Source organism: Winogradskyella sp. Asnod2-B02-A, assembly GCF_045063645.1.
Classification (GTDB): domain Bacteria; phylum Bacteroidota; class Bacteroidia; order Flavobacteriales; family Flavobacteriaceae; genus Winogradskyella.
The window spans coordinates 1,281,223-1,302,369 of the sequence record NZ_JBEFOG010000027.1; the positions used below are offsets into that span (position 1 = coordinate 1,281,223).

General features: G+C 31.8%; 15 protein-coding genes. 10 read left to right on the plus strand and 5 right to left on the minus strand.

Annotated elements, in window-relative coordinates:
- The first annotated feature begins 12 nt into the window (after positions 1-12).
- Entirely contained in the window at positions 13-2,250 is a 2,238-nt protein-coding gene (locus ACJJVO_RS13605) for a patatin-like phospholipase family protein (protein ID WP_405575046.1), read from the plus strand.
- Positions 2,251-2,295: 45 nt separating this feature from the next.
- On the opposite strand, the gene ACJJVO_RS13610 is transcribed toward ACJJVO_RS13605, so the two are convergent.
- The 3 genes from ACJJVO_RS13610 to ACJJVO_RS13620 are packed head-to-tail and all read right to left on the minus strand — an operon-like array spanning position 2,296 to position 5,965.
- Positions 2,296-4,980 carry a carboxypeptidase-like regulatory domain-containing protein gene (locus ACJJVO_RS13610; protein WP_405575048.1) on the minus strand — a complete coding sequence of 895 codons (2,685 nt, stop codon included), beginning with the start codon at positions 4,978-4,980 and terminating at the stop codon, positions 2,296-2,298.
- Positions 4,981-4,990: 10 nt separating this feature from the next.
- The gene (locus ACJJVO_RS13615) at positions 4,991-5,710 is read right to left on the minus strand and encodes a GLPGLI family protein (RefSeq protein ID WP_405575050.1); all 720 of its coding nucleotides are present in this window, start codon (positions 5,708-5,710) and stop codon (positions 4,991-4,993) included.
- Between the two features lie 6 nt (positions 5,711-5,716).
- Complete coding sequence (locus ACJJVO_RS13620; RefSeq protein WP_405575052.1) at positions 5,717-5,965, minus strand: hypothetical protein; 249 nt, start codon at positions 5,963-5,965, stop codon at positions 5,717-5,719.
- Positions 5,966-6,681: 716 nt separating this feature from the next.
- On the opposite strand from ACJJVO_RS13620, the gene ACJJVO_RS13625 reads away from it, so the two are divergent.
- The 9 genes from ACJJVO_RS13625 to ACJJVO_RS13665 all read left to right on the plus strand — a co-directional run bounded on the left by ACJJVO_RS13625 (position 6,682) and on the right by ACJJVO_RS13665 (position 19,182).
- Positions 6,682-7,845, plus strand: coding sequence for a homogentisate 1,2-dioxygenase (locus tag ACJJVO_RS13625; protein WP_405575053.1), 1,164 nt, complete (start codon positions 6,682-6,684; stop codon positions 7,843-7,845).
- 19 nt (positions 7,846-7,864) lie between these two features.
- Entirely contained in the window at positions 7,865-8,356 is a 492-nt protein-coding gene (locus tag ACJJVO_RS13630; protein WP_405575055.1) for a CCC motif membrane protein, read from the plus strand.
- Between the two features lie 96 nt (positions 8,357-8,452).
- On the plus strand, positions 8,453-9,613 hold the full coding sequence (gene hppD, locus ACJJVO_RS13635) for a 4-hydroxyphenylpyruvate dioxygenase (RefSeq protein ID WP_405575057.1): 1,161 nt from the start codon (positions 8,453-8,455) through the stop codon (positions 9,611-9,613).
- A 421-nt stretch (positions 9,614-10,034) separates the two neighbouring features.
- Positions 10,035-10,817 (plus strand): DUF3108 domain-containing protein, encoded by a 783-nt coding sequence (locus tag ACJJVO_RS13640; RefSeq protein ID WP_405575059.1) that lies wholly within the window; start codon positions 10,035-10,037, stop codon positions 10,815-10,817.
- Between the two features lie 7 nt (positions 10,818-10,824).
- Complete coding sequence (locus ACJJVO_RS13645) at positions 10,825-11,757, plus strand: tryptophan 2,3-dioxygenase family protein (RefSeq protein WP_405575061.1); 933 nt, start codon at positions 10,825-10,827, stop codon at positions 11,755-11,757.
- Positions 11,758-11,769: 12 nt separating this feature from the next.
- A complete protein-coding gene (locus tag ACJJVO_RS13650; RefSeq protein WP_405575062.1) occupies positions 11,770-13,083 on the plus strand; it encodes a peptidoglycan DD-metalloendopeptidase family protein in 1,314 nt (437 codons plus the stop codon).
- 2 nt (positions 13,084-13,085) lie between these two features.
- Entirely contained in the window at positions 13,086-14,732 is a 1,647-nt protein-coding gene (pgi, locus tag ACJJVO_RS13655) for a glucose-6-phosphate isomerase (protein WP_405575064.1), read from the plus strand.
- 162 nt (positions 14,733-14,894) lie between these two features.
- Positions 14,895-17,471 carry a TonB-dependent receptor gene (locus ACJJVO_RS13660; protein WP_405575066.1) on the plus strand — a complete coding sequence of 859 codons (2,577 nt, stop codon included), beginning with the start codon at positions 14,895-14,897 and terminating at the stop codon, positions 17,469-17,471.
- 13 nt (positions 17,472-17,484) lie between these two features.
- Positions 17,485-19,182, plus strand: coding sequence for a choice-of-anchor J domain-containing protein (locus ACJJVO_RS13665; RefSeq protein WP_405575067.1), 1,698 nt, complete (start codon positions 17,485-17,487; stop codon positions 19,180-19,182).
- Positions 19,183-19,252: 70 nt separating this feature from the next.
- On the opposite strand, the gene gldD is transcribed toward ACJJVO_RS13665, so the two are convergent.
- Together gldD and ACJJVO_RS13675 are read right to left on the minus strand one after the other, a co-directional pair.
- Positions 19,253-19,822: a gliding motility lipoprotein GldD gene (gldD, locus tag ACJJVO_RS13670; RefSeq protein ID WP_405575069.1), complete on the minus strand. Its 570-nt coding sequence runs from the start codon at positions 19,820-19,822 to the stop codon at positions 19,253-19,255.
- The gene (locus tag ACJJVO_RS13675) at positions 19,819-21,138 is read right to left on the minus strand and encodes a gliding motility-associated protein GldE (RefSeq protein ID WP_405575071.1); all 1,320 of its coding nucleotides are present in this window, start codon (positions 21,136-21,138) and stop codon (positions 19,819-19,821) included. The genes gldD and ACJJVO_RS13675 overlap by 4 nt, the downstream gene beginning before the upstream one ends.
- Between the last annotated feature and the right edge of the window lie 9 nt (positions 21,139-21,147).

Below are 21,147 nucleotides of genomic sequence, written 5' to 3' on the forward strand. Positions count from 1 at the left end.
ATATTAAATGCTATGAAAACCAAACACTTTATATTTATTTTATTTCTTGTAGGTCTTTTGCAATTAAAGGCTCAGAATGATACCATTAAGCCAACACCTAAAATTGGTTTAGTGTTAAGTGGAGGTGGCGCTAAAGGTTTTGCGCACATAGGAGTTTTAAAGGTTATTGATAGTTTAGGTATAAAAGTAGATTATGTTGCTGGTACTAGTATGGGAGCCATTATTGGATCTTTATATGCTTCTGGTTATTCTGGTAAACAATTAGAGGATATTTTTAAAACTCAAGATTTCGATGAGTTAATAAATGATGGTTTCCCAAGAGCCTCTAAGTCTTTTTATGAGAGAGAGAATTCAGAAAAATATGCCGTAAACTTACCTTTTGATAGATTTAAAATTAGTTTGCCTTCAGCTTTATCAAGAGGTCAAAACGTGTATAACCTGTTGTATCATTTAATGCTTCCTGTAAATGATGTTAGAGATTTTAGCCAATTACCTATTCCATTTTTTTGCGTTGCTACTGATATAGAAACAGGTGAATCTTTAATAATGAATAAAGGCAAATTAGCAGAAGCTGTTACTGCAAGTGGAGCGTTGCCGTCATTGTTTCAGCCAGTAATGATTGATGAGAGGATTTTAATAGATGGTGGAGTTACTAATAATTTTCCTGTTGAAGAACTGCGAGCCAAAGGCATGGATATTATTATTGGTGTCGATGTTCAAGATGCTTTAAAGGATCGTGAATCGCTTAAATCTGCTCCAGACATTTTGTTGCAAATTGGTAATTTTAGGACTATAAATGCGATGAAAAGCAAGGCGAAATTAACCGATATTTATATAAAGCCAGACATCACAAATTTTTCTGTAATTTCATTTGATGAAGGAGATGATATTATTGCTAATGGTGAAGCAGCAGCACGAATTAAGCTTTCTGAATTAAAAGATATAAAAAAACATCAGTCAAACTTTACGGAACTACAGCCAGTTAAAATATTAGATAGTTTAACAATTAAAAATGTTAGTATTGAAGGAAACGAGCGTTATACTAGATCTTATCTTTTAGGGAAATTAAAATTAAAAGGTGCGGAAAAAATGAGCTATGCAGATTTTAGACAAGGTATAAATAATCTTATAGCTACAAATAATTTTGATACGTTTAGATACCAATTAGCTGCAACTGAAAATGAATCTGAATATAGATTGTTGGGTAAAATTACAGAATCTGAAACGAGTACATTTTTAAGATTAGGTCTACATTATGATGAGTTATACAAAAGTGCAATACTTGTAAACATTACTCAGAAAAAACTATTATTTAGTAATGATATTGCTTCATTAGATGTTATTTTAGGTGATAACACTAGGTATAATCTCAATTATTTTATTGATAAAGGTTTTTATATTAGTATTGGTGTAAAATCACGTTATAATCAGTTTAATAAAAATGTGAACCCAATAATAGCTTTAGAAGAAGGCTCTCCTTTATTAGAAGACCTAAATAAAATTGACGCCAAGATTTCAGATTTTACTAATCAGGTGTATTTGCAAACTATTTTCAGAAAGGATTTTGCATTACGAATAGGTGCAGAACATAAACATTTAAAAATTACTTCAGAAACTATAATCGATGACGATAGAGAGGATAAAATAATTTTTGAAAATACAGATTATTTTAGCGTGTTTGGTAATCTAAAGTTCGATGATTATGATAATTCCTATTTTCCTAAAAGCGGATTTTATTTTAATGGAGATTTTCATTTGTATTTAAAAGCATCAGGTTTTAATTCTAATTTTGAAGAGTTTTCAATAGCTAAAGCAGACATGGGTTATGCCTTTAGTTTTAGTGACAAGCTGGCTTTAAAAACAGAAGCCAATGGTGGTTTTAAAATAGGTGATAAATCCACAAATGCGTTAGGGTTTGCAATCGGAGGCTACGGAGCTAATTTTATTAATAATTTTTATTCATTTTATGGATATGATTATTTAGCCTTAACGGGAGATAGTTTTGTAAAAGCAACTTTCACTTTAGATTATGAAATTTTTAGAAAACATCATATTCTATTAGCCGCAAATTACGGAAATATTGGCGATGGTCTTTTTGAGTCTGGTCAGTTTTTCTCTTCACCTAGTTACAATGGCTATGCAATAGGTTATTCATTAGAAACTTTTTTAGGACCTTTAGAAGGGAAATATACGTATTCGCCAGATACAGGAAATAGTTACTGGATTTTTAATCTTGGTTTTTGGTTTTGACCACATTCCTGCGAAAGCAGGAATCTCAGAATTGAAATTTAAAGTTTACAATTTATAACTCACCTTAAACATCACAATCCTAGGCAAAACATAAGTTCTACTATCGCTAATTACAAAAGCATTAAATGAATTCTGTTGTTTAAATTTTACATCAAATATATTTGTTGCATTTACCTCAAATCCCCAAGGGCTATCTTCTATTTGGTAGAATAACGAGGTATTTGCAGTATCAAAAGTGTTGTTGATGTTTTGACTTTTATTGTTGTAATTATCAAAGGTATAATCTGCTTTAAAGATAAAATCCCTTAAAAAATCGTATTCTAAGATCAATTCTAATTTATCGTTTTCAAATTGAGATGTGTTGTTTAAAGCTTTATAATTACTATAATCTTTAGTGTAATTGATTTCTACATTTGGATAATTTTTAAAAAAAGTTTCTATGCCTATCGTTGAAGATATTGATTTTGAAATATTAAGATTGGTTTCATTATTTAAAATCTGAAAGTTATCATTATAACTAAAACGACTACTTAAATTATAACGTATTTTTTTTATTTTTTTTGAAATACGTCCGCTAATTGTCCAGTTATGTTCTGGTTCATCAAACATAGTGGTTGTGTTAAAGGATTCTATACCATTAAGTTCTGAAACCGTTTTTATACTTTCTATACGTTTATTAAAACTGGTATTTAAGTTGAGGTTTAAGTTTCTAAACAGGCTAAATTTATAATAACTTAAAGTGGCAGAATGGTACAATTGATTTTCTAATTGAGAATTTCCTCTATAAACACTATTAAAATTAGAGAGAACAAAATTATTAGCTAACTGATTAATACTTGGAAAACGTGCATTTAATTTGTAGCGGAAATTCAATTTTTCACTATTATTAAATTCAACTTTAGTTGTAAATTGTGGTAAAAACAGATTTTTAGAAAAGGTTTTTGCATTATCGAATTGCTGTGTTCGCCATAAATAACCATGATAAAACACGGCAGGTTTAAAAGTCGCAATTCCAACTTGAAATTTGTATTCCAAGCCCAAATAGGTATCTATAAAATGATAACCAAAATCATTTCCAAAACCAGCAGAACTAAAATTATTGATAGGACCATCATTTAGCAATTGTACATCTTCATTAAAGAAATCATTAAAAGAAGTGTTTATACCAACACTTGTATATAGATGGTTAAAATTATTAAGCGTCCAATAATCTTTTATAACAGCATTAAAATTATGTGATTTAGAATTTTTAGTTTGAAGAATATTATAGATAGCAGAATCTTCTAAAGGAATTAAGCCTTGTAAAATTTGCCGATTAGTTAACCATTCAGTTATTGGTTTATCATTCTGAAAATTATAAGTCGCTTCTAAAGTTGCTGTATGTGCTTTAGAAAGCTTACGACTATAGCTTATATTTTGTTTAAGATTAAGTGAAGTAACATCTGTTAGCGTAGTAATGTGGTTACTTTGATTAGGACTTAACGTATTTACAAAACCATGACTATCATTATTGGTCACCTTAACAAAAGCGTTATAAGCAAAATCTTCTTTATAACTTGGGTCGTAATCTATGGTTACTTTACCAATGGTAAAAAAGTTGTTGAGATTATTGGCAACTGTTCTATCTTCAGTAAAAGGGTCTGCAATATTTTGGTAATAATTTAGCGTATTGCTAGCTGTTTGGGTCTTAGAGTTAGATGTAATTAAATAACCACTAATATCTGTATGTTTAGAAACGGATTGCCTAATATTTAAAGCTCCAAATTGGTTAGTATTATCTGTAAAATCTTGGTTATTGAGGTATTGCGCAAAATCGCTATTAAATAAACTAAAATAATTACCAGCATCATCTAGTAGTTTACCAAAACCACCTTCAAATTCTAAATAATCTCTAAAACTAAAACTTTTTATTCCTTGGTTGTTTAAGTCGCCTATAAAATTAACATTGGTTTTTGGGCTGTAATAAAACAAATTAGGATGCAACAAATATCGCTCTTCAATGCCAGCACCAGCTTCTATATCACCAAACACAAATTTCTTTTTGTCTTCTTTTAATAAGATATTCATTGCCATATCCTCAGAGTCTTGCAAGCCTTTTAGCATAGCCACCTCATTGTAATTATCTAAAACTTCTATTTTTTCTACGGCATCTGCTGGTATATTATTTACAGCCAATTTACTATTGCCTGTAAAAAAGGTTTTGTTTTCTACTAAGACTTTGGTTACTTTTTTGCCATTTACCATCACATTACCTGCTCTATCTACTTCTACGCCTGGTAATTTTTTTAAAGCATCTCTTAGTTTGCGTTCTTCTCCAGTTACAAATTTAGAAACATCGTAAGTGATGGTGTCTTTTTTTACGGTTATTGGTGGTGTGTATTTTATGTTAACCTCGTCTAGTTGGTCTGGGTTTTCTTTGAGGATGAAGTTTTTAGAGAGGTTTTGGTCTGTGGTAGTTATAATAATCGTTTGTGGTTTGTAGCCCAAATAACTTACCGTGAGTTCGTAGGTTTGGTTTTTTGCTAAGCCAAGTTTGTAGCTGCCATCGTTTTCGGTGATGGCGAATTTTACTTCTTGGTTGTCTGCTTTTGGTATGGCTAAAATGTTGGCGTAAGATAATGGGTTTTGGATAACGTCTGTTATTTTACCAGAAATTTTGATTTTCTGTGCATTGCAATATGAAAAAAATCCTACTAAAAAGAGCAGGATTATTTTTTTTCTAAGTTTCAATTTTAAATACTTAATTTTCAAAAAAGTCAGGTGTTCTTTTCTTAGCGATTGCCATGAATTCTTCAAGTGTCAATATTGGTGCATTTTTATGTTTTTCAATCACAACATTTTTTTTATTTAAATTAATTTTTTCTGCAATGAATGTCATTTTAGAAAATTGTAATTCAATAATTAATCCTGGTAACCCAAAATATTCTAATGGACCAAAACCAACAGGGATAGAAGGACAAAACCATGCTGTAGCACCAACCTTTTCTTTATCTCCTTCTAGTATAGTTGAGTATGCTTTAGTGCATGTCAAACCATCGATCATCTTTGTTTCTTTTGTAATTACCCAGTTTGGTGAATCTTTCTTAATTAAATAAAGTTTACCTAATGATGTATTAGATTGGACTACTTTTAGTGAATCGTTGTTACAGTAAAATAAATTATCACCACCTGCAAAAAAATAAGTTATGTTGATTGAATCAATTCCATCGACTTTTAGTTTTTTGTTTACTCGATAGGAGGATTCTTTACTATTGAAATTTAAAGTTGTATAAACGTCTGAGGCGTTTTGTAATAATTGGTTTGCACCTTCTATTCCTTCGGACTTTTCTCCTGAATCTTTTTTAATCTTGGTTTTATTGTGTGAAGCTTTATATAAAACCGTTCCTGATAAATTACTCTGGGCTTGGGCTAATATGCCCAAGACCAAAGTTAAAAATATAATAAATTTGGTTTTAATCATTTGTATTTAGTTATTCACACATTCGGTATATGCAATCATGTATAATTCTAAATAAGTTGTATTGCCATTTACCATGTCTGTATTAGCCTCGTGTCCATTGTTGGCTGCTAATGTTAAAACAGCATTCCTCCAATAGCTAACGCAATCGGATGCTTTACCAAAATCTTCTTCCATTGGTTTATCAGATGGTGCAGCACTAACTAAACTACCTGCAAACATTACCACAGCCACAAGGCTAAATATTTTTTTCTTCATAATTTAAGATTTTAAACCCATCACATTTATTAAGATAAGTTGATTAATAAATAATTTCTCCCTAAAATTTAGGGAATAGAAGTCTTTTAAATTTAGAAGTCATTTGTTTTCTCATATAAGGGTATGAGAAGTAGAAGTCATTTGGTTAGAAGTCTTTTTTTGCGCTATTTAGTATAATTTTCAAAAGGGATTAAAAAATAAAAAAACCTGCGCAGGTCATAATGTTAACATTTATGTTGTTCACATTCTATAAGAGCGACTTCTTACATTACCCTATAAAAATGCTTTCAACTCTGTAAATCTAAAAAAAAAAAATGGAAACCACCTAATTAAAAACGCTTTAAATGTTAAAGAAATGTTAACTGCAAAAAACCGTAATTGAAACTGTAAAATAGTTGAAACTTTAACAGTTTTGCGTTTGGATTTTAACAATAAATTATTGGAAATGTTTCGTTTAGAAAACTTTATGTAAAACCCCTATTGTCATAAATATTTCAGTATCTCACATAATTTCTCGATATTTGTGCATATGACACCATTCTGGGCAAACATAAAACTTCACCTTCATTTCCTTATTAAAAGGAATCCGGAATAAACACGCCTTATTCCTGCGAAGGCAGGAATCTTTACAAATTTTGTACCTTTAAAGTTGTAAATAAAGTGTCACCTTGAGCGCAGTCGAAAGGGCTTTGTAATATTTAAAACCATTCAAAAAAATGCCATTCTATCATAAATTAGGGAAAATTCCACCAAAACGCCACACGCAGTTTAAAAAACCAAATGGCGATTATTATTACGAGCAATTGTTCGGAACCATTGGTTTCGATGGTATGTCTACCAACAGTTACCACGAGCAACGACCAACACAAGTTAAAGAAATTAAAAAACAATATAGTGTTGCTCCTAAAGTTGCAAAAGCTAATAATATGCAATCTTATCGTTTTAGAGGGTTTCAGGTTAAGCCAGAAAACGATTATTTAGAGAGTAGAAAAATTGTGTTAACTAATAGTGATTGTAATATTATATTGGCAGCACCAAAACAATCAACAAAAGATTATTTCTATAAAAATACAGATGCGGACGAATTAATTTTTATCCACAAAGGCACAGGGAAATTAAGAACACATCTTGGAAATTTAGATTTTAAATATGGTGATTACCTTTTAGTGCCAAGAGGTATTATTTACAAGCTCGATTTTGATACCGAGGACAATCGTTTATTTATTGTAGAATCTTACAGACCAATTTATACACCAAAACGTTATCGTAATTATTTTGGGCAATTATTAGAACACTCTCCATTTTGTGAACGCGATTTGCGTCAGCCACAAGAATTAGAAACCTATAACGAATCGGGTGATTTTTTAATAAAAATTAAAAAGCAAGACGAAATTTTTGATATGGTGTATGCTTCTCATCCTTTTGATGTGGTAGGTTACGATGGTTATAATTATCCGTATGCGTTTTCAATTCACGATTTCGAACCTATAACTGGTCGTGTACATCAACCGCCTCCAGTACATCAAACTTTTGAAACAGATGCTTTTGTAATTTGCAGTTTTGTACCACGTTTGTACGATTATCATCCACTTGCTGTACCTGCACCTTACAATCATAGTAATATAGATAGTGATGAGGTGTTGTATTATGTTGATGGTGATTTTATGAGTAGAAACGATATTGATGCTGGTCATATTTCATTGCATCCAGCAGGTATTCCGCATGGTCCACATCCAGGAGCTATGGAGCGCAGTATTGGCAAAGTAAAAACAGATGAGCTAGCTGTAATGGTGGACACGTTTAAACCCTTAAAAGTAACAGAAGAAGCCTTAAAAATAGCTGACGAAGACTATTTTAAATCTTGGTTAGAGAAAAAATAGGTCTAAAATTATATTATAAATGAATCAAAATAAATTACCAGCAGACCCATTAGCTTTAGTATTAGGAGTATTAGCATTGGTTATTGGTTTAGTAGGTTGTTGCTGTTATGGAGTTACTGCAATAGTGCCATTAACTATGGCTATAATTGGATTAGTAGTTGCTAATAAAAGTTTGCGAGAGTTTGGTGAAAATCCTGAGGCTTTCGATTCTCAATCTCGGAATAATGTAAATACAGCAAAAATTATAAATATTATAGCTATTGTACTTAATGGTTTTATTTTCTTGGCTGCCCTAGCAGCGTTTGTGTTTTACGGAACCTTAATTTCATCTGCTATTTTAGACGGTATTAAAAATGGTGATTTTGAGAATGATGACTATTATTACGAAACTGAAATTGAAGAAGAAACAGATACCATCAATACTTGGACTGATGAAGACTACATTATTGATGACATAGAAAGTGAAGATAATGTTGAAGATATAGAATTAGAAAGCGCTCAACAAGAGTAATTATTTATAGTTTTTAAAGAATTAAATTATTAACAATTAAACCCGCTTAAATTAGAATTTAATTAGTTTAGGAGGTCTAAAGTAAGCTATCATATTATGGCAAAAGAAGTAAAAAGTGTAAACTACGGTTTAGAAAAAATATTTGAAGGAGCGCAAGATTTTTTGCCGCTTTTAGGAACAGATTATGTTGAGTTTTATGTTGGTAATGCAAAACAATCTGCGCATTTTTATAAAACCGCCTTCGGTTTTCAGTCACATGCATATAAAGGATTAGAAACAGGCTCTAAGGATTCTGTTAGTTATGTGTTAAAACAAGATAAAATCCGTTTGGTACTTACAACTCCATTAAACAGTAAGTCAGAGATTAATAAGCATATTGTAAAACATGGAGATGGAGTTAAAATTGTTGCCCTTTGGGTTGAAGATGCACGTAAATCTTATGAAGAAACGACAAAACGAGGTGCAAAGTCTTACATGGAGCCAACAGTTGAAAAAGATGAGTTTGGAGAAGTTGTTAGAGCTGGGATTTATACGTACGGTGAAACTGTGCACATGTTTGTAGAGCGTAAAAACTATACAGGAACATTTATGCCAGGATTTGTAGAGTGGAAAAGTGATTATAATCCAGAGCCTGTAGGATTAAAGTATATAGACCATATGGTTGGCAATGTGGGTTGGGGACAAATGAACAAATGGGTAAAATGGTACGAAGATGTTATGGGCTTTGTAAACTTTTTATCTTTTGACGATAAACAAATACACACCGAATATTCAGCTTTAATGAGTAAAGTGATGAGCAACGGAAATGGGAGAATTAAATTCCCAATTAATGAACCCGCAAAAGCCGCTAAGAAATCTCAAATTGAAGAGTATCTAGATTTCTACGAAGACTCAGGAGTGCAACATATTGCTGTAGCAACAGACGATATTATTAAAACCGTTGCGCAATTAAAAGCAAGAGGAATAGAATTTTTACCTCCACCACCTCAAGCCTATTATGATGATATTCCAAAACGATTAGGTGAACACATGGATATGATGAAAGAGGATATTGGTGAGCTTCAAAAATTATCTATTATGATTGATGCTGATGAGGAAGGGTATTTACTTCAAATATTTACTAAACCAGTAGAAGATAGACCAACATTGTTCTTTGAAATTATTCAAAGAATGGGAGCTCAAGGTTTTGGAGCAGGTAACTTTAAAGCCTTATTTGAATCTATTGAGCGAGAACAGGCTAAAAGAGGAACATTATAATACTAGTGTAGTATTGTATTAGTTTTTAATAAAAAAAAAACAAAAGCGCGTTTAGTGGTCTATAACTAAACGTGCTAAAAAAATCAACTCTAAATTTCCACTGTATATAAATTCAAATTTTATGTTTTGGATAGAGATAAGCTTCCTTTAGTAATATTTAAGAATGTAGGTGGTTTTTCTTAATTGAATAATATAATTTTGGTTTTCAATTGTTTTTCAATGGTTTATGGGTTTGTGTCAACAGTTAAGAACTTTTGGAATAGTAATTGTATTTAAGATAATTGTAACATAATAAATCCGTTACATTAATTATATTTACAAACTAGGGATTATGGAATAAACGTGTTTAAGGTATTGTTAGCTGAGCTAATGGTGGCATAGAAAAGGCAGGTGAATTTCAAAACTCATTAGACATTTACAAATGAAATATTTATTCACAGTTATATTATTTTTTGTAGGATTTCAAGCTTCAAAAGTTGAAAAGGAAACCGCTTTTCAAGAAGGTGAGTGGTTTAAATTCGAAATGAGCTATAGTGGACTCTTAAAAGCAGGGAACGCTACTTTGTCTTTAAATGAAACAACATTAGATGGAAAGCCAGTCTTTCATGTTGTTGGAAAAGGTTGGACCACAGGAGCCATAAAATGGATGTTTAAAGTTAAAGACCGCTACGAAAGTTATTTTGATAAAGAAACAGGTGTGCCTTATAAATTTATTAGAAAAATAGATGAAGGAGGTCATACAAAGGATATCGAAATTAAATTTGATCATAAAAACAGAAAGGCTGAAGTTTTTAATAAAAAGAATAAAAGCGTAAAGACTTTAGCTACAGAGAAAGATGTACAAGACATGGTTTCTATGTATTATCATTTAAGAAATAAAATTGATATTTCATCTTTAAAACATGGCGATGAAATAAAAACAACTATGTTTTTTGATGAAGAAAACTATGGCTTTAAGCTGAAGTATTTAGGTCAAGAAATTATTAAAACAGAATTTGGAAAAGTAAATACCATAAAATTCAGACCTTACGTTATGGCAGGTCGTGTTTTTAAAGAAGAAGAAAGTTTAACCTTATGGGTAAGTGCAGATAAAAATAAAATGCCTTTAAAAATTCAAGCAGATTTAGCTGTTGGTTCGTTGAGAGCAGACCTAGTTGCTTTTAAGGGTTTAAAGCACGCCTTTAATATAGAATTCAAAGAATAAGTATTAGATGTCAGACCAACCTAACTACGACGATATTATAAAAGCACTTCAAGAGAAGTACATAAAAATAGATCAAGACACAGACGACCACTTATATGGTTTGCTTTACAGTAAGCCAATTACATATTGGGATTATATTCAAACAGATGCTTTATTGAATCTGCAGATTCAACGCACAACGCTTCCAGATGAAATGGTGTTTATTGCCTATCATCAAATTAATGAGTTGATTTTTAAAATGATACTTTGGGAAATTTCTCAAGTAGCAGAAAAAGAAGATTTAGATGTTACTTTTTTTGAAAACAAACTCATGCGAATTAGTAGATATTTCGATATGTTGTCTACCTCTTTCAATATTATGAGAGAAGGAATGGATGTTGATCAGTATATGAAATTTAGATATACATTAACGCCAGCTAGTGGTTTTCAGAGTGCGCAATATAGATTTATTGAATTTGCTTCAACTGAATTAATTAATCTTATAGATTATAGATTTAGAAAAGATATTGATAGAGATACACCATTTACACATGCTTTTGAACATTTATATTGGCAAGCAGCAGGAAAAGATCATAAAACAGGTAAGAAATCTATACTTTTAATTAATTTTGAAAAACGTTACAAAGACGAGTTTTTGAGGTTTATGGAAACCTATAATACTAAAAATCTTTGGACGCGTTTTAAAGAACTTCCGGTAAAAGACCAGAAAAATGATGAGCTTATAAAAGCTATGAGACATTACGATTATACCGTAAATGTTTCTTGGGTAATGGCACATTACAACGCAGCTAAACATTACATTGATAGTGGTATTGGAGATGGTGAAGCTACAGGAGGAAGTGATTGGAAAAAATATATGCATCCAAAATACCAGAAACGTATTTTCTTTCCAGAATTATGGAGTGCAGAAGAATTAGAAAATTGGGGAAATAATTTATAATTAGCTTAATTAATGCAGTTAAAACGCTTAGCAGTACTAACGATATTTTTAATAGGATTTTTTGCTTGTAAAGAGGATAATTCCGATGAAGTGGCCTACGAAAAGGAACTTTCAGAAATAGTTGAAGAAGAAAAAATTCTTGAATTTGGGTTCGATATCAATAACTACATAGTAAAACGAGATACCATTCATAAAGGTGATAGTTTTGGTGAAATTTTACAACGAAATAATATAGGATATTCAGATATTTTTCAAATTGCTGAAAAAACTAAAGACACTTTCGATATTACAAAATTACATCCAGGGAAACCTTATACCTTGTTGTTTTCAAAAGAATCACAATTAGATAGTCTGCCTCAACCAGAAACTTTTATCTATCAGACTGACCCAATAAAATATGTGGTTATCAATTTAAAGGATTCTATTCATGCCTATACCAATAAAAAGCCAGTGACCTATATAGAAAAAACAGCAACTGGTATTATAGAAAGTAGTATTTCTTCAACATTAGAAGACAAAGGTTTGAGTCAAAAGTTAGCCTATAAAATGGCCGATGAAATCTATGCTTGGACTATTGATTTTAGAAGACTTCAAAAAGGTGACCGTTTTAAGGTTATATATACAGATAAATATATTGATGATACTATCTATGCTGGTGTTCATAATGTAAAGGCAGCTTATTTTGAGCATAATGGAGATTCTCTTTATGCCTTTCAGTTCGAAACCGATTCTATTAAAGGTATAGTAGATTATTTTAACGAAGATGCAAAGAATTTAAGACGTGCATTTTTAAAAGCTCCTGTTCAATTTAGTAGAATATCATCGCGCTATAATTTAAAACGACGAATTGCATATTACGGTAATAAAGTCCGACCACATAGAGGAACTGATTTTGCGGCACCAATTGGTACACCCATAATGGCAACAGCCAACGGAACTGTAGTTGAATCTACAAGACGTGGTGGAAATGGAAAATTTGTAAAAATTAGACATAATGATACCTATTCAACGCAATATCTTCACATGAGTAAGCGCTTAGTGAAAAAAGGTGATTTTGTAAAGCAAGGTGATATTATTGGTAAAATTGGGATGACAGGTAATACTGGTGGTCCGCATGTATGTTATCGTTTTTGGAAGAATGGAAGAGAGGTAGATCCATTTCAGCAAAAATTGCCAGAGGCTAAACCCATTTCTGATAGCTTAAAAGTAAAATTTCTAGAACATATTAAACCAATAAAACAAAGATTAGATAATATCTTTTTCTTGGAGGCTGAACCAATTGAGCCAGAGAACACAATAACACAAGATTTAACTATAGATTTATAATAATGGCATTAAAAGCAACTAACCCGACAACTACAAACGCTTGGAAAAAATTACAAGCACATTTCGATTCTATTAAATCTCAACATCTAAAAGATCTATTTAGCTCAGATGCAGAAAGAGCAAAGGACTTAACGGTTAAGTGGGAAGACTTTTATGTAGATTTTTCTAAAAACAGAATCACAACCCAAACTTTAGATTTGTTAATTGAGTTGGCAAATGAATTAGATTTAAAAGATGCTATTTCAAAATACTTTGATGGAGATATCATTAATGCAACTGAAGGGAGAGCTGTTTTACATACTGCTTTAAGAGCACCTAAGGATGCTACAGTTTTAGTTGATGGAGAAAATGTGATTCCAGAAGTGCATGCGGTTAAGAAAAAGATAGAAGATTTCACTAATTCTGTAGTTAGTGGTGCTCATAAAGGGCATTCTGGCAAGGCCATCACAGATATTGTTAATATTGGTATTGGAGGTTCTGATCTCGGACCAGCAATGGTGGTAGATTCACTACAGTATTACAAAAACCAACTCACTACTCATTTTGTAAGTAATGTGGATGGTGATCATTATCAAGAAGTCATTAAAAATTTAAATCCAGAAACAACATTATTCGTTATTGTTTCAAAAACATTTACAACTCAAGAAACCTTATCTAATGCTAATTCTATTAGAGCTTGGTTTTTAAAGTCTCAACCAAAAGAGGCTGTTTCTAAACATTTTGTTGCCGTTTCTACAAATATTGAAAGTGTAAAAAACTTTGGAATAGATGAAGAGAATATTTTTCCAATGAAAGATTGGGTTGGTGGTCGTTTTTCATTATGGAGTGCTGTTGGTCTATCTATAAGTTTGGCCTTAGGTTATAAACATTTTGAAAGTTTATTAGAAGGTGCACACAAAATGGATGAGCATTTTAGAACAGCAGATTTTAATGAGAACATTCCTGTTGTTTCTGCGTTGTTAACCGTTTGGTATAACAATTTCTTTAAATCAGAAAGTGAGGCTATTATTCCGTATACACAGTATTTAAATCAATTTGCTACCTATCTTCAACAAGGTATCATGGAAAGTAATGGTAAGAGTGTAGATAGAAATGGAAACAAAGTAAATTATCAAACCGGAACCCTAATTTGGGGAGAGCCAGGTACCAACTCTCAACATGCTTTTTTTCAATTGATACATCAAGGCACAAAATTAATTCCAACAGACTTTATAGGTTATGTTGAATCTTTATATGGTAACAAGGATCATCATAATAAATTGATGTCTAATTACTTTGCACAAACAGAAGCTTTAATGAATGGTAAAACGGAAGCTGAAGTGTTATCTGAATTGAAAGGACAGTCGCTTTCGGCAGAAGAAATTTCTAAATTACTGCCTTTTAAGGTGTTTGAAGGAAATAAGCCAACGACGTCATTATTAATACAAAAATTATCTCCAGAGAGTTTAGGTAAGCTTATCGCTATGTATGAGCACAAGATTTTTGTAGAAGGTATTGTGTGGAATATTTATAGTTATGATCAATTTGGTGTGGAACTAGGTAAGCAATTGGCTAAATCTATACTAAACGAACTAAATGAAGAAGTAAATAGTACGTCTCACGACTCCTCTACGCAAAGTCTAATAGCGTTTTATAAGGATAATTGTTAAAAATTGTTAAAAACATTTAATAAAATCTATTATGCATACATAAAATTTAAGGATATTATAATTAATTTCGTTTTGCAGAATTGTTAACATTAAGTTAATGTATCAGCTTTTTAAGCTGTGTAATTTTGCGATAATTATAAAACCAATTAACTTAAATTTTATATGAAAAAATTTAGTCATTTTTTATGTATTGCTGTACTGACATTGTTCTCTACAGTTATGTATGCACAAACTACTATCACTGGTAAGATACTCGATGGTGATATGAATTCACCACTTCCTGGTGCGAACATAATAGTAAAGGGAACAACTAATGGTGCAACAACAAATTTCGATGGTAATTTTACCCTTAATTCAAATTCTGATTCTGGTGAAATTGTAATTACTTATGTTGGTTACGTAAGTCAAACGTTTGCTTTTAGTGGAAACACTGATTTAGGAACTGTTACTTTACAGTCTAGTGATTTAGGTTTGGATGAGGTTCAAATCATTGCTTCTGTCGCAGTTGATAGAAAAACTCCAGTCGCAGTTTCAACAGTAAAAGCTGCTGACATTGCATTAAAATTAGGTACTCAGGAATTTCCAGAGGTTTTAAAATCTACACCTGGTGTTTATGCTACCAAATCAGGTGGTGGCTATGGAGATGGACGTATTAACTTACGTGGTTTTAGTTCAGAGAATGTTGCAGTAATGATAAATGGTGTTCCTGTAAATGACATGGAAAATGGTGCTGTTTATTGGAGTAACTGGGCAGGTTTAGGAGATGTAACAAGTTCTATGCAGGTTCAAAGAGGTCTTGGTGCTGCTAAAGTAGCAGTTCCTTCTGTAGGTGGTACTATCAACATTTTAACAAAAACAACAGATGTAGAAGAAGGTGGAAATGTTATGGCTTCTATCGGAAACGATGGCTATAAAAAATATGGAGTAACATATTCTACTGGTTTAATGGATAATGGTTTTGCAGCTACAGTTTCTGCAGCAAAAACTGATGGTGATGGCTATGTAAAAGGTACTTCTTTTAATGCTGTATCATATTTTCTTAATGTTTCTAAAGAAATAAATGATAAGCACAAATTGTCGTTTACTGCTTTTGGGGCAAAACAACGTCACGGACAAAGACAAAATAGACAGTTAATTGAAACTTATAGAGAAAGTGAAGATGGGATTAAATATAACGCTGATTGGGGTTATAAAAATGGACAAGTAACATCTATTGAAGATAACTTTTACCACAAGCCACAGATTTCATTAAATCATTATTGGGATTTAAGTGAGAATACAACTATATCCACTGCAGCTTATGCTTCATTTGGTTCTGGTGGAGGTGGAGGAACTCTTGGTAGTGATGCTGAGACTCCAGGTTTCGAAGGAGATGCAAGATTTAAATTTACAAGTGCCGATTACCGTATTGGTGAATTTGGCCCATTAGATTTTGATAGAATTGTTGAAGAAAATATTGCTCATGGAGCTAACGGTTCTAGTGCTGCTTTGAGAGCTTCTAGAAATGATCACAATTGGTACGGTATCCTATCGACATTAAAATCAGATTTATCAGATGATTTAGTCTTTCTTGGTGGATTAGATTTTAGAAACTATAAGGGAATTCACTTTAGAGAAGTTACGGATTTGTTAGGTGGTCAATTTATTATTAATGAAGATAACGTTAACAATCCTTCAGGTGTATCTAAGGTTGGAGATAAAGTTTCATATTATAATGATGGCTTAGTAGGTTGGTTAGGAGCTTTTGCTCAAGTTGAGTATGACGTCAATGAGGATTTTAATACATTCGTTTCTTTGTCAGCATCGAATACTTCATATAAGAGAATTGATTATTTTCAATATACTCCAGACGATCCTTTAAGAGAAACAGACCGTTATAATTTCTTTGGTTTTGGTGCTAAAGGTGGTGCAAACTATAGATTAACAGAAAATCACAACGTATTTGCTAATTTAGGATATTTTGAAAAAGCTCCAGATTTTGATGCTGTTTTTCCTGAATTTAATAATGAGGAAATAAATGGAGATGCGGAAAATCAAAAGATTTTAAGTTTCGAATTAGGTTATGGGTTTAGAGGTAATAAATTGTCTGCAAATGTTAACTTATATAGAACTACTTGGAGAGACAGAACTGAAACAATTCCTTTTCAGTTAAATGATGATGAAACAGGTTTTGCTAATATTTTAGGTATTAATGCAATTCACCAAGGTATAGAGGTTGATTTTGTATATAGAGCAACAGATAAGTTGAATATAACAGGTATGGTATCGTTAGGAGATTGGAGATGGGAAGATGATGTAACTGATGTACAAATATTAAATGAAGAACAAGAGGTTGTTGAAACTTTAGATGTTTACATTGCAGACTTACATGTAGGTGATGCAGCCCAAACAACTTTAGCACTTGGAGTTAATTATAAATTTACTGACAAAACAAGATTTACCGTAGATTATAATTATTTTGATAATCTTTATGCTGATTTTGACCCAAGTGATCGAAGTGATGAAACTTTTAGAGAGGATGCTTGGAAAGTGCCTGCATATGGTATTTTTGATGCTGCGTTTACTCATGGTTTCAAATTAGGTATTTTTGATGCTTCTTTAACTGCACGATTAAATAATGTATTTAATACGACTTATATCGCTGATGCACTAGATGGTACAGGTTCTAATGCTCAAAATGCATTAGTATATTATGGTTTTGGAAGAACTTTCAGTTTCGGAACAACAATTAAATTTTAAAAAAAAAAGTAATATGAAAAAAGTTATTTATTTATTATCCTTTATAGGTATGGCTTTTGTGGGTTGTAATCCCGTAGAAGATATTCATAACGAAATTGACTCACAAGATAACTCTGTTGAGGGATCAACTGAATATACATTAACATCAGAAGATTATGCTGATTTAGTTGAACAAGGAGAAGATGAAGAAGCAGATTTTTACGAAACTTATGAGGCATTTAGTGATGTTGATGATGCTAAACTAATGTTACCAGATTTTTTGAGCTCTAAATACCCTTTTTGGGGACAAGGTTCTTCTGTAACTGTTAATTATAATCTTTATGACGGAAACCCTGAAGATGTAAGTCTTTACGTAAATGCAGATTATTATGAGTTAACTTCAGCAGATTATCCGCAAGGAGATTTAAATGCAGTAGGGTTTTACCCAAACGAATATGCGTCTGATTATATAAATGATATTCTGACTATGCAGTTTTCTACTGCGATAGAAGGACAAGTGGTTCTTGTTGAGTATAATGAATATACAGCTGAACCAATTGAAGGGTATTCAAATTTAGTTGATGTAGATTTTGTTGAAGCTCAAACATTATTAGACTGGGAAACTCAAAGTGTTTCTGGAGATGAAGCTTGGGCTGGTACGCAATATGGTGCAACAATGGATGGTTCACCAACATTTCCTGGGAGTAATGTCAATGAGGATTGGTTAATTTCTCCAGCAATTGATTTATCAACCGAAATAAACCCTCTATTTCAGGTCACTCAGATATTAAATTATTCAGCTGGTGATGATTGGTATAATATTATGATATCAACAGATTATGTAGATGACGTTACTACTGCAACTTGGACAAATATTGAAGTATCACCATCACCTACAGGTGATAGCTGGTCATCTTTTACATCTGATGATTATAATTTGTCTGCATATGAAGGTGAAACTATTCATATTGGATTCAAATACGAGTCAGATATAACAACTGGTGCAACTTGGGAAATAGAACAAGTTTTAGTAAAAGTGCCTGGTGTTGAAGGAGAAACTCTTTCTAAAAATATGTATTATAAATATACAGGTAGTGAATGGGATTTAGTTGACAATGTATATTATTTATCATCTGGAGATTATGATTCAATGGGTACTTCATCGGGTCAACCAGGTCAATATAATAACTTTAGTAGTTCTGTTTTACCTGCAGATTATTTACCTCAATTTTTGAACATAAATTATCCGTATGCGCAAGAGGATGAGACTTTATTTGTGGTTTATAAGTATTATGAAGGGTCTACAGTAACTAAAGGGAACTTATACACTTTTACAAGTGGTGAATGGGTGCCTTCTGTCGCTACGTTACAATTTGGCTTTACAGATGGAATATGGGTACCAGATAATACTATTAGATATACTGTAGCGAGTTCTGATTATAGTTTAGTTGCTTCTACTTTATTAACAGAACCTGGTTTTGAATCAGCAGCAGGTAATTTAGATAGTTACGGAAACTTTAATAGAACTGGTGGTAGCTCTGCTTGGACTGATTCTCAAATGAAAACAGCTATAGGTGTTGTATTAGATAATTTAGATCCAAATGCAGAAGAAGGACAAAAATATATTGTAACTGTTGATGTTTATAATGGTGCCAGTGGTACTGAGGACTTTCCTGTAATTAAAACAGATGGTGTTTGGGATTGGCAAAATCCAGAAGATTACGACGAGTAAAACACAATATTTTATTAAATAAGAAAATGCCACTGAATTTCAGTGGCATTTTTATTATAAATTAAATAAATTACTCTTTCCATTCCACGCTTTCCATAATCCGTCTTATATCCTTTTTCAAATATTCTGCAGCAGGATAAATAGAATCGTAATTAGGTTTGGCATAGAAATAAAGAGAGCCGCTTAAAAAGTGATGAATACTATCTGTAACGTAAAATTGAGATTGTGACGCAGCATCTCCTCCTACTTCATATAACATACCATATACTTTGGTTTTTTTGTTTTCAAACGGAATATTGAAAATTTCATCCGCTTTTATAGTATGCTTCTGTGTAAGGTTCTGTGCATCTCGTAATAAATCATTTAAGTTGTCATCTTTAACTTCTTTATAGGTGAGGTAAATGGTTGCGTTTAAGGATGGGTAATTAACATCAATACCATTAGTGTTAGCAGAAGATTTTATGCTTTTAATTGGATCTGCTAGCTCGTTTTTTTCAAAAGTGAATGGTAAGGGTATTGTCGCTTTTTTATAATTGGCTTTTGGATACTCTAATCTTAAATAGCCTTTTGGTTTAGGTAATGGATCATCTCCACAACTTAGCATTAATAGACTTAAAATGGGTAAAACTATTCGTTTCATTTTTGCTGATCTAATAAAGTGAGTTTAATTTGTTTTATGCGCTTTCGTTCTAAAGCCTCTACTGTAAAAACGTAATTTTCGAAATTTATTTTACTTCCTATTCTTGGAAATCCACCTGAAATCTCTAAAACGAAGCCAGCAAGTGTTTCGGCATCACCTTTCTTAGCTTCAAAAAGTTCAGTGTCAGTTTCAATACCAACTATTTTATAGACATCTTTTAAGGGTGTTTTTCCTTCAAAGCTATAATTGTTATTATTTAATTTAGTGTAAACTAAATCGTCATCATCATATTCATCACTAATATCTCCAACAATCTCTTCTATAATATCTTCAAGAGAAACCAATCCAGAAGTGCCTCCGTATTCATCAACTACAACGGCGAGATGTACTTTTTTGGTCTGAAATTCTACCATTAAATCATCTAACTTTTTGTTTTCTGGCACAAAAAACGGTTCACGTAAAATCGTAGTCCAATCGAATGTTTTTTTATTAAGATGTGGTAATAAATCTTTAACATAAAGCACACCTTTAATAGTATCAATGCTTTCTTCATAAACAGGGATACGAGAATAACCATTATCTATAATTTCTTTTATTATAGTTTCGTAAGGAGTATTGATGCTTAAGGCAAATAAATCCATTCTTGGACGCATTACTTGCTTAGTGTCGGTATTACCAAAGGACACTATACCTTGTAATAATTTTTGTTCTTCCTTGGTGGTGTCTTGATCATTGGTGAGTTCTAAAGCTTGAGATAATTGATCAACACTAAGATTAGAGCGTTGCTTGCCAAATTTGTTTTGAATCTGAATGGTTATAAAACGCATTGGTAAACTTAGAGGAGAAAACAGCACATCTAAAACTCTAAGTGGTCTTGCCATAAATAAAGAAAACTTTACACTATTTCTACTGGCATAAATTTTAGGAATAATCTCACCAAATAATAATATTAAGAAGGTTGCCGAAACAACTTCTAACAAAAATCTAAAAAGGGTATTTGTAATTGTATTAAAAAGAGTTTCCCCTATGTAAGCAAATAGCAAAACAACAGCGATATTTATAAAATTATTAGCTACCAAAATTGTGGCTAATAGTTTTTTAGGACGTTCTAAAAGTGTTGCAATTATTAACATTGCAGGAGATTTGTTTTCTAAGCCTTCATCTAAGTTAGATTTGGTTAAAGAAAACAAGGCCACTTCTGCGCCAGAAATTAGAGCAGAACACATTAGTAAAATAATAAGAATAATAATACTTGTTATAAAAGACGTATTAATAGCTAACAAATGAGAAATTAAAACCGTGGGTTCTGGGTCCAAGATATGATA